This window comes from Novosphingobium capsulatum NBRC 12533, from assembly GCF_001598375.1.
Classification (GTDB): domain Bacteria; phylum Pseudomonadota; class Alphaproteobacteria; order Sphingomonadales; family Sphingomonadaceae; genus Novosphingobium; species Novosphingobium capsulatum.
Map to the genome: position 1 here is coordinate 343,751 of NZ_BCYV01000008.1, position 9,731 is coordinate 353,481.

At 63.0% G+C, this 9,731-nt stretch carries 10 protein-coding genes; 4 read left to right on the plus strand and 6 right to left on the minus strand.

Annotation, left to right across the window (positions count from 1 at the left end; genetic code table 11):
- Window positions 1-4: 4 nt before the first annotated feature.
- Window positions 5-1,477 (minus strand): PepSY-associated TM helix domain-containing protein, encoded by a 1,473-nt coding sequence (locus SCA01S_RS08410; protein ID WP_062784716.1) that lies wholly within the window; start codon window positions 1,475-1,477, stop codon window positions 5-7.
- Window positions 1,474-2,040, minus strand: a complete 567-nt coding sequence (locus tag SCA01S_RS08415) for a hypothetical protein (RefSeq protein WP_062784718.1) — start codon at window positions 2,038-2,040, stop codon at window positions 1,474-1,476. The genes SCA01S_RS08410 and SCA01S_RS08415 overlap by 4 nt, the downstream gene beginning before the upstream one ends.
- Window positions 2,041-2,219: 179 nt before the next feature.
- Here SCA01S_RS08415 and SCA01S_RS08420 point away from each other — a divergent pair, with 179 nt between their 5' ends.
- Window positions 2,220-4,538: a TonB-dependent receptor gene (locus SCA01S_RS08420; protein ID WP_062784720.1), complete on the plus strand. Its 2,319-nt coding sequence runs from the start codon at window positions 2,220-2,222 to the stop codon at window positions 4,536-4,538.
- Window positions 4,539-4,668: 130 nt separating this feature from the next.
- Here the strand turns inward: SCA01S_RS08420 and SCA01S_RS08425 are convergent, their stop codons facing one another.
- Window positions 4,669-5,280, minus strand: a complete 612-nt coding sequence (locus SCA01S_RS08425) for a glutathione S-transferase family protein (RefSeq protein WP_062784722.1) — start codon at window positions 5,278-5,280, stop codon at window positions 4,669-4,671.
- Window positions 5,281-5,386: 106 nt separating this feature from the next.
- Here SCA01S_RS08425 and SCA01S_RS08430 point away from each other — a divergent pair, with 106 nt between their 5' ends.
- On the plus strand, window positions 5,387-6,094 hold the full coding sequence (locus SCA01S_RS08430; RefSeq protein WP_062784724.1) for a helix-turn-helix transcriptional regulator: 708 nt from the start codon (window positions 5,387-5,389) through the stop codon (window positions 6,092-6,094).
- 234 nt (window positions 6,095-6,328) lie between these two features.
- On the opposite strand, the gene SCA01S_RS08435 is transcribed toward SCA01S_RS08430, so the two are convergent.
- The 3 genes from SCA01S_RS08435 to SCA01S_RS22805 form a co-directional block, all read right to left on the minus strand.
- Entirely contained in the window at window positions 6,329-6,763 is a 435-nt protein-coding gene (locus SCA01S_RS08435; protein WP_062784726.1) for an aconitase X swivel domain-containing protein, read from the minus strand.
- Complete coding sequence (locus SCA01S_RS08440; RefSeq protein ID WP_062784728.1) at window positions 6,760-6,963, minus strand: hypothetical protein; 204 nt, start codon at window positions 6,961-6,963, stop codon at window positions 6,760-6,762. The genes SCA01S_RS08435 and SCA01S_RS08440 overlap by 4 nt, the downstream gene beginning before the upstream one ends.
- 149 nt (window positions 6,964-7,112) lie before the next feature.
- Window positions 7,113-7,289 (minus strand): SDR family oxidoreductase, encoded by a 177-nt coding sequence (locus SCA01S_RS22805; RefSeq protein WP_412103059.1) that lies wholly within the window; start codon window positions 7,287-7,289, stop codon window positions 7,113-7,115.
- Here SCA01S_RS22805 and SCA01S_RS22810 point away from each other — a divergent pair.
- Both SCA01S_RS22810 and SCA01S_RS21720 read left to right on the plus strand, forming a co-directional pair.
- Window positions 7,278-7,565 (plus strand): LysR substrate-binding domain-containing protein, encoded by a 288-nt coding sequence (locus tag SCA01S_RS22810; protein ID WP_439646870.1) that lies wholly within the window; start codon window positions 7,278-7,280, stop codon window positions 7,563-7,565. The two genes, SCA01S_RS22805 and SCA01S_RS22810, sit on opposite strands and share 12 nt — an antisense overlap.
- Before the next feature lie 233 nt (window positions 7,566-7,798).
- Window positions 7,799-9,010, plus strand: a complete 1,212-nt coding sequence (locus tag SCA01S_RS21720; protein WP_084390862.1) for a M23 family metallopeptidase — start codon at window positions 7,799-7,801, stop codon at window positions 9,008-9,010.
- The last annotated feature ends 721 nt before the right edge of the window (window positions 9,011-9,731 follow it).

Below are 9,731 nucleotides of genomic sequence, written 5' to 3' on the forward strand. Positions count from 1 at the left end.
GCGGTCAGCTTGATCGCAGCAGCCCAATTGCAGTGATGACGATGACGCCATCTACAGCAAAACCCGCGAAGTCTGTCGCGCCGCGCATGAACTGCGTCGCATGTATTCCCGCTGAGGCCAGCAGCAGCACACCGGTGGCAATGCGTCCCGCACTGGCCAGGTCGGCTGCGGAGCTCGCCGTTAGCGCAGACGCGATGATCGCTGAGAGAAGCGTGACCGTTGCCCAGACCGCTACCAAGGTCCCGTCCGGCATCCGGCCGTGGAGCAGCAGCGCAAGCAGCACCGTCGTGACTATTGCGACCGGTTGTCCCCAACTGATCGCCGCCCACAGCCGCTCCCATCCTGGTGCCGCTCGCCCTTTGTCGCGCCGCCGCGCCAGCCAAATGGTGATCCCCGATGCAGTGACGACGCAGAGCGCCAGACCCAACAACCCATAGGCGATGCGAACGGCCATCCCACCGAACCAGCCAAAATGCAGCGGGCCCAGCGCGCCAAGTATCCGTTCACCAACGGTCAGGCCCGCGGGATGCTTTTCGGCAACTAACCTGCCGGTGGCATCAAAAGTGATATTGTCCTGCTGCGCGATCAACCGGCGCCGCGATGCCGACAGTTCCAGCCGCATATCGCGGCGGCTCCAGTGGCTGACCTCGATCTGGCGCAGTTGCGCACCGGGCGCACGGTCGCGCGCTACGGCAATCAGCGTCGCTACATCGGGCATGGGTGCTGGCCGGGCGTCTTCCTTCGCCTGCGGCGGTGCCAGCAACGCATATATCTGCTGACTGTCGCCACGAAACAACAGGAGCGCAAGAATGCCGACGATCACGGTGCTCAGTCCCAAGAGTGCGCCGGTGAGTGAGACGATGATATGAAAAGGCAGCGGCCAGACACCGAGACGGTTATGCAAATCCGCCTGCTCCAGCCGCAGCGACCCGCCAAGCCGCAAGTGAAAGGCGTCCCTGAAGATACGGGGATGGGCAAGAATACCGGAAATCAGCGACGAAAGGAGCGCAACTCCCGTCAGGCCGACCAGAAAGCGCCCCAAGGTCTGCGGCAGGTGCAACCGCGTGTGCAAATCGACCAGAAAGTCAGTCCAGGGCGATTTCGCGCGCATGGCGAGATGGCCATTGGCATCGGCGTACCAAGCCTCGTCATCCGCGTCATTGCCCGACGAGAGCAGAAGACGCGGGAAGTCGCCGCTTGGCAGCAGAACGTAGAAATTCTTGTCGGTCCCTACCCTGCTTCCCATCTCGACGACAGCGCGTCCGATCGCCGCATCGCTGGCGACCGGGAAGGTCGGGGCGGCCGGTTGCTCCCACCGCTGAAAGTCGCGCATGAAGACGCTTAGCGTGCCACTCAGGCATACAATATAGATCGCGGCGGCAAAGGCGATACCCAGCACAGAATGGCCGTTGAGCACGGCGCGGACGATCTCTGTCCGCCAAAGGCCGCCACGTGGGCGTTCGGCAGGACGGCTCATGCGATGCCTCCCAGAAAGGCGAGGCCGAAACCGAGGATGGTTGTGCCTCCCAGCACGGCCGTTGCGCGGACGATCCGCTGGTCAGCGAGGGTCCAGGTCATGGCCACTCCCCAAAGTGCCGGGACGAGCAAGGCCGCGATCAGCAGGCGGGTCTGGATCGCACCGGGCGCCCAGGCGGCATAGCAGAAAGCAAGCCCCATGGCCGCGAGCATCCCGAGGGGCCCGGCCAGAAGGGCCTTGAGCCAGCCACGCCATGCGCGCGACGTGCCGTCCAGCGGCGCAGGGGCAAGCCGTGCTCGCCGGGACTCGCGCGCCGCGCGTCTGGTTGCGCCGTGCACCACAACCAGCAGACTGCCCACAGGCAACAGCGTCAGGGCGTAGGCGAGGCCGAGCATCGGCCCGATCCAGACCGCCGATGCGAGCAGAGCACCGACCAATATGCCCCAGCCGGCAAGCCTGAAATCAGGGCGCTCTCGCTCCCGGTCTGCCCAAGCGCATCGCAGCAACCAGCTACCGGCGATACCCGCACCCACGATCAGCGCCGACGCCAGGAACTGGGTCACGAGATCGGACTCCCGCCAGCATGCGGCTCTTGCACACGGCTGCCGCCGCCCGGCTCATTTGGGTTCCTAAACAAAAACATTGCCGCCCCGTCTCGATCTTTCTGTACGCCTCGACTAATGCAATTGACTCTCAAGAGCAACGTTAATAGTTGATCCGCAATCAACGCGGGGGAATATCCATGTTCAATATCCAGACGCGCGTCAGCGCGCTTGCAATGCTTTTGGCCACCGCCGGCATGGCGCATGCCGCGGCGCCAGAGTTGGTCCCGGCTGACACGCGCCCCGCCCCTTCGAGCGACCAGCAGGGCACGGCCGACATCATCGTCACAGGGCAGAAATCGAACCGGACGCTGCAGGACACACCGGCGAGCGTCGCGGTGACGACCAATCAGGCGATTACCAGCCAGAATTTGCTGAGCGTCTATGACGTCCTCGAGCGCACCCCCAACCTGTCGAGCAGCGGCAATCGCACCACCTTTTCGATCCGCGGCATTGACGCGTCCAACGTATCGGGCAGCGGCGACGGCGCACTGGCAAGCGTATATCTGGATGGCGCCGTTCTCCCGCAGGTCGCGCTCAGTGTCGGGCCACTCGATCTCTATGATATCGCGCAGGTCGAGGTGTTCCGTGGGCCGCAATCGACCGTGCAGGGGCGTAACGCGTTAGCCGGAGCCGTCATCATTCGGACGACCGATCCGACCTATCAATGGAGCGGCAAGGCGCGGCTGCTCATGACCGACAAGGACGGCCAACGCCGTGCGGGCGCGGCGATCGGCGGTCCGCTTATCGATGGGCAACTCGCGTTCCGGGTTGCTGGCGAGATTGCCCGCGCCGATGGCCTCGTCCAAAACGTCACATTGCGCACCGATGGCGACCGACGCGAATCCGAGACCATCCGCGGCAAGCTGCTGCTCACCCCCGCGGCATTGCCCGGACTGCGCATTGTCGCGACCTATCTGCATGACCGCCACCAACGCGGCACAGATTGGACGCAATTTGACGCACCCTATACGCTCACGCAGCGCGTTGCGACCGAAGACGTTCCCGACATCCTCACCGTCAAGAGCGACATCGCGACACTTGAGGCCGACTATGACCTTGGCGGTGGCTTCAAGCTCACTTCGGTCACCAATTACAGCAATATCCGCAGCCTCAATACCTACGATCAGGATCGCAGCGCCACGCCGGGCCAGGTTGGCATGATCCGTGATCCGAGCAAGACGTTTCAGCAGGAACTGCGCCTGAACGTCCAGAAAAGCTGGGTACAGGGCCTTATCGGTGCCTATTACCTGCGGGACGACAATCGCGATTATCTCTTCCGCGCCACGCAAAATCTGGGATTACGCCGCCTTGGCATCGACCGGACATTGCTGGGGATGGGGATGCCGCAGGCGACGGTCGACACGGTCATCAATCTGTATGGCGGCACGGTGCCGATCGCCAACACACTGACCCAACCACGCCTCACCAAGAACCATGCCGCCTTTGCCGACCTGATGTTCCCGCTCACCAACAAGCTGCGCCTGATCGCCGGGCTGCGCTACGATCACGAAAGCCAGAATCGCGGTTCTGTCCAGACCGTTGCTATCACCCGCGCATTGCCAGATCCGAGCGCCTTGCCCCCCGCACTCGCGCCCACCGTCACCCAGTTGAACGCCCTGTTGCAGGCGACCGCCGCCAACGCCACCAGCATTCTTCCTCAGCGCACAGTCACTTACCAGGCCTGGCTCCCCAAAGCGGGCTTCACCTATGACCTGACCCGCGACGTGTCGCTTAGCCTGACGGCACAGCGCGGTTATCGCGCCGGCGGTTCCGGCCTCAACCAGCAGCGCGGGCAGTATTATGAATACAATCCGGAATATACCTGGAACTATGAGTTCGCCGCGCGCTCGCAATGGTTCGACCGCAAGCTGACGGTCAACGCCAACGTCTATTATATCGACTGGAAGGACCAGCAGGTCTCTGTGCAACTGACGCCGGGGTCGGTGTTCGACACACAGGTGGTCAACGCCGGCAAGTCACGTCTCTATGGTGCCGAACTCGAAATCAGCGGGCGGCCGACGCCGGAACTCAATCTCTTCCTGGGGGCGGGTTACAGCAATACCCGCTTCGAGGATGCCGCATCCTCGACCGGGACACTCTTCCAGTTCGTGCCTGGCAATCAGTTCAGCAGGGCGCCCCACTGGACGGTATCAGGCAGCGCAACCTGGCAGCATCCCACGGGGCTCTTCGCCAACGTCAACGCGAACTATCGCAGCGGCTATTTCCAAGACATCGTCAACCAGCCCGCGATCCCGCCGGAGCAGGATATCCGCGGCCGCACGCTGGTAAACACCAAGCTGGGCTGGCAGGGCGACCATTTCGGGGCGTTCCTCGTTGTCAGCAATATCTTCAATGTCCAGAAGCCGACCCAGAGCTTCGTCGATCTCGACGGTCACCTCCGCGGTGTCGTGAACGACCCCCGCATCATCGGCCTGTCGTTCGAAGGTCGATTCTGAATGAGATGGCATCGGTTGCAATAGCTGGCACAGTCCATGGCAACCCCGCACGCGAACGCCGGACCGGAGATAAATGCGGCGGCAACATGATCCGAGGCCTTTGGAACGCCCCGGGATCATGTGCCCAGGCTCAGGCGGGTGTCTGCAAGCCGGCCTGATCATCCAGCGCCAGCGCGCGGTTGGCGGCGGGACGGCTGCGGCACCGTTCAATATAGGCATCGAAGACCTGGTCAGCCGGGAACGCCTGGCGGCCAAACGCCATGGCGCTGCTGATCAGGAAGTCGGCCCCTGTGAACGTCTCGCCCATGACATAGGGCCCAGCCTCCAGCGCGGCGCGCAAGCGAGCGATCACCGCGTCATGGTTGCGCTGCTTCTGCGCCGATCTCGCCAGTTCGCCAGCCATTCCGGCAAACAGCGCTGGCTCCAGTTCGGTAGCATACCATGCGATCCAGGTGAGATAGTCGCCCCGGCCGCCGTCGGCCGGCGCAGGAGCGAGCCCTGCCTGCGGAACGGCATCGAGCAGGTACAGCACGATTGCAACCGATTCCGCGAGCAGCCTGCCATCGTGAACGAGCGCCGGCACACGCTTGTCGGGATGGGGATTGGCAGGGTCGCCCTGCCCTTCCCCGGTCATGGGGCGAAAAATGGAAACCGGGCGGATCTCGTAGGCAACCCCAAGCTCCTCCAGCAACCAGATCATGCGGGACGAACGCGATTGGGGCGCGTGGAACAAGGTTATCATGAGGCAGGTCCTTTTCGATCGGTCGAATGGCTGAGCGGGTTTCGCAGAGCAATTTCGCTTGTAGGACCACCCTGCTGACAGCATTCTGTCAGCAGGAGGCGGCAGCATGCGCAGGGCAGACCGATTGTTCCAGATCATCCAGATTCTGCGCCGCTCGTCCCGGCCAGTGACGGCCGCCGAGATCGCGGGCGAATTGGAAGTCTCGCAACGCACCGTCTATCGCGATGTCGCCGATCTGATCGCGCAGCGCGTTCCCGTGCAGGGCGAAGCCGGATTTGGCTACATCCTCGACGATGCATTCGACATGCCGCCACTGATGCTGACACCCGACGAGGTCGAAGCGGCAGTGCTCGGCGCGCAATGGGTCGCAAGCCGGGGCGATCCGGTGCTCGCCAATGCCGCGCGCGACCTCATCGCGAAGATCACCAGCGTCGTTCCCGATCGGCTGCGGCCGCTCATTGCCGATCCCGCGATCGCCGCCCGATCGACCAAGCCGCCGCCGGTGCCCGATCGCATCGACCTGGCGCGCACGCGTGAATGGATACGCGAAGGCCGCAAGATCGCGATCGATTATCTTGACCAGCATGGCGAGCCAACCCGGCGCATCGTCTGGCCGATCATCCTGGGCTTCCTCGACGACACGCGAATGCTCGCCGCATGGTGCGAGCTACGCCAGGATTTCCGCCACTTCCGCGCCGATCGCATTTCCGCCGCCACGTTTCTCGAAGACGGTCATGGCGTTCGACCGGCTACGCTTCGCCAGCGCTGGAAGCGAGACATGACGGAGAGGCACGAGGCCGGGAGCGCGCGATGATCGACTGTTCCATGGCATGGACCGCGCCAGGTTTCATCGGGCGCGGCTTCGAGCAACCTGTATCCGGGACGAAATTCGAACAGCGGCCGCTCCGCTATGGCGCATCTGATCGACGTGGTAGCCGCACCATCGCGCGCGGGACTGCTTGATCGGCATTGTTGGCTCCGCCGCCAGTTCGATTCTGCATTGAGCCAAAGCTCCAGGACCTTTGGCCATACCGCGCTTCCAGACACCCTATCTCGGCGCGCGCCAGCCTTCCACTTTGCCTTCATCGGCATTGACGCGCAGCAGATCTCCCGTCGCGATCAGAGCGAGGGGGTCGTGGTCGAAGTCGGTGAGCGCCGGAACGCGCAGGACCACCGCTCCCAGCGTCGCCTTGGTCGTCGTCACGTTGAACAGCAGCGCGAGAGGAGCGGTGCCGGCTAGCCGCGTCATGTGGAAAATCGAAGACCAGCCAGACGACCCCTTCGCGCCGGGGAACACCAGAATCTTGCCAGCAAAGCTGACGCCGTTGAGTTCATGGCGGCTTTCGATCACCTTGCCGGCCATGGGGTTGACGCCGCCCCAGCCGGAGATTGTGTCGCGGGTAACCAGCGCTTCGCCAACCGTGATCCCGGGAACCACGCAGCGCCCATGGATCACGTAATCGGGCGCACGGGTGGCGCTCATGCGAGGTCTCCGCGCCAGACGCCGGTACAGGCTGCGTCGATGCATTCGGCGGTCGTGCCGAACCAACCTTCGATGCCCATGATCGCCGGGCCCCACGGCGGAATGATCACCGGGGCGATGCAGACGATCGACGGTGGCTTCGGCGCCTGACGACAATCGGCGTGGCGACGAACGACGACCGATGCAGCGGGCAGGTGCATCGGTCGTCGACTGCCACCAAATCTGCTATTCGCAAAATCTGCTATTCGCACGCCGCAATTGCCGCCTTGGAAGCCGCCGGTCATTCAAATGCGGCCACCTAGGATCGAACGGCGCAAGATCCGCCTGGCGCCGCCTGGTGCCGACTGGTTCAGATCTGGGCCATGCCCCCATCGAAGAAAAGTTCGATGCCGTTGACAAAGCTTGCCTGGTCCGAGGCGAGGAACAGCACGGCCTTGGCGATCTCCTCGGGCTGGCCGACGCGGCCGAGCGGAACCTCGGCACCAGCGACGAGATCGGTGAGAGCGAGTGGCAGCTGGAACGCCATGATGGTGCGACGCACCGCCTGCGCCACGAGCCGCGCCTGACCTGCTCCGATTTTGTCGCCGTACGCGCCGCAGCCATCGCGGATCTGGGGGTGGCGCTGCTGCCGGACCACGCTTGCGCGCTCGCGCTTGACGCCGGCCAGTTGGTGCACCTGCTGCCGGATTGGCGCGCGCAACGCGGGAACGTCCACCTCGTCTTCACCACCCGTAGGGGCTGGCCGCCGGCCGTGCGCGCGCTGATCGATCATCTCGCCGGGCAATTTGCGAGGGAGCGATGACGCCGCAAAAGGCGACATTTACAGGCTCATTCGAGATCGTAGGTAGCCGGGCATTCGTTGGCCGGCGACTCAATGCGTGAACTCTCCGGGAAATCCTGGGCGTATCGGGGGCACACTCTTGGCTTGGCGATGCCAACACCGAACATTTGGGCAGACGGGGCTCCAAGACCGGCTTCTTGCCCTAGCTGCCAAGACCGCGCATCACTGTACCCGACCGGCAGCAGGAGACCCGTATGAGCCAAGTTCCAAGTCTGCTCGGATGGGCGCTGGCGATTGCCTTGCCAATTGCTGCATCTGCGCAGCCGGCTTCTACGCACATGGGTCCCAGCCTGACGCCACATGCAAACCATCAGGCACAGATTGAAGCGCGAACGCCTTTCGCTCCGCGTATCGTGACGGGCAGCGATGGCCATCGCCACCTCGCCTATGAACTGCGCGTCACGAGCTTTCAGTCCGATAACAATCCCCTAAAGCTCACCCGACTGGCAATCTTCAGCGGCACCAGCCAGGTGCCAATGGCGTCCATCGAGGGCGCGGCGCTCCAAGAGCTCCTCCATCGAGCGCAAGCAAAAGGGAAGCCCGACGACGGCGTCCCAATTGGATCGGGCCTCACAGTCCCGCTCTTCCTGTGGCTGCCCCTGCCCGCCGGCATCAGACCTGACAGCCTGCGTCACCAGCTTACGCTCCTGACCGCGAAGGGTGAAATCGAACAGGCAGACAATGTATGTGTGACCATCGGCAAAGAAGCACCGCTCAGGATTGCGCCACCGCTGCGTAGCGGGCGGTGGCTGGCGGTAGAAGGACCGGGCAACCCCCATTCCCACCACTGGGGCAGTCCGGTCGCTATCGACGGCAAACTCACCATACCCCAGCGCTTTGCGATCGATTGGTTCGGGTTGGATGAAGGCAACCATTCGTTACGGCGCCATTATGAGACGCTTACTTCCAGTATCGATGAAGATTGGGTCGGCTATGGCAAGGATGTTGTGGCTGTGGCTGACGGGGTCGTTGCCGATACACATGACGGGATCGCTAACGGCAAGCCCCTGCGCCCGTCGGAGACGCCCGAGGATCTGACGGCGCGAACCCTCTATGGCAATTTCGTGGTACTGGCGATCGCGCCCGGCGCCTATGCGCATTACGCCCATCTCCAGCAAGGAAGCGTCACCGTGCGTCCGGGACAACATGTCGCGCGGGGCGAGGTCATCGGACGCGTCGGACAGACCGGCAGCGCGGGAGCGCCCCATCTCCATTTCCACATCAGCGATCGACCCAGCTTCGAAGGGTCCGAGGGGCTGCCCTACCTCATCGACGGCTTCACCCTTTACGGAACGGAAAATATCGAGGAAAGCTTCGATCCGGAGATACCTCACCCGCTTCCATGGAAACCGATCTTACGCAAGGAAGAGCTACCGCTCGATGGCGACATTGTAGGGTTTCCCTGAGGCCAGGCACAAAGCGCCGCAACACCGGTCTTTGACCGCTGCTGGCGGCAGCGCCGGAACCGGTCATAGGTTAATCCGGCAAACATTAGCAACGGATGGCCAGTCGAATGGTCTGGTTCGGCCCTGCGGGCCGGCAGCAGAATCAGGGTTAGAGGACTCTTCGAGATGCGGCAGCTACGCGTTTGATGCTACGCCGCTTGGGAGTTGAGCGCGGAGCGTTTGACCAACGAATTCGCTGTGGAGGCGCGCCCATGAACTTGTAACCCCAGTTTTGGACAACCTGAATGGCAATGCTGCTGCTCCATAACATTCCCAAAAACCCGAACAGGCCCGCAGCCAAACCCGGCAATTCCCCTGCTGCCATTCTGCCAAGTGTGGTCCCAATCCCACAGCAACCGGCAATGAGACTAATTTGCCCTGCTAGCAGTGGCAATACGATCCAGAGCGATACCGGTCCCTTACGATGAGGCTGAGCGGTGTATGTACTCATCCCTGCGATAAGGGCGATTCCAGCAAGCAGGGCAATCGCTGAGCGACCGCCAATTTCCGCGATTGACAGCATCACTCACCAGCCTCCCCGGGGTTGAAATCCCACAATCGCTGATCAACGCAACGTTTGCATTCGCCTGCATTCCAACGTTCAGCCCCCCGGTCGGCGCAATGAAATCGGGCATTCATTCACGCAGGCCACAGCACTGCTGCAAGGCGTGGTCTGGGACGT

Excerpts from the sequence above, each read along its gene's own strand:
- SCA01S_RS22805 (WP_412103059.1), bottom strand. The coding sequence starts at position 7,289 with ATGGCGTTCCAGCTGCCACTCGCTCTCACCGATCTCGTCGCTGGTGCC.
- SCA01S_RS08435 (WP_062784726.1), bottom strand. The coding sequence starts at position 6,763 with ATGAGCGCCACCCGTGCGCCCGATTACGTGATCCATGGGCGCTGCGTG.
- SCA01S_RS08430 (WP_062784724.1), top strand. The coding sequence starts at position 5,387 with ATGCGCAGGGCAGACCGATTGTTCCAGATCATCCAGATTCTGCGCCGC.
- SCA01S_RS08440 (WP_062784728.1), bottom strand. The coding sequence starts at position 6,963 with ATGCACCTGCCCGCTGCATCGGTCGTCGTTCGTCGCCACGCCGATTGT.
- SCA01S_RS08410 (WP_062784716.1), bottom strand. The coding sequence starts at position 1,477 with ATGAGCCGTCCTGCCGAACGCCCACGTGGCGGCCTTTGGCGGACAGAG.
- SCA01S_RS08425 (WP_062784722.1), bottom strand. The coding sequence starts at position 5,280 with ATGATAACCTTGTTCCACGCGCCCCAATCGCGTTCGTCCCGCATGATC.
- SCA01S_RS21720 (WP_084390862.1), top strand. The coding sequence starts at position 7,799 with ATGAGCCAAGTTCCAAGTCTGCTCGGATGGGCGCTGGCGATTGCCTTG.
- SCA01S_RS08420 (WP_062784720.1), top strand. The coding sequence starts at position 2,220 with ATGTTCAATATCCAGACGCGCGTCAGCGCGCTTGCAATGCTTTTGGCC.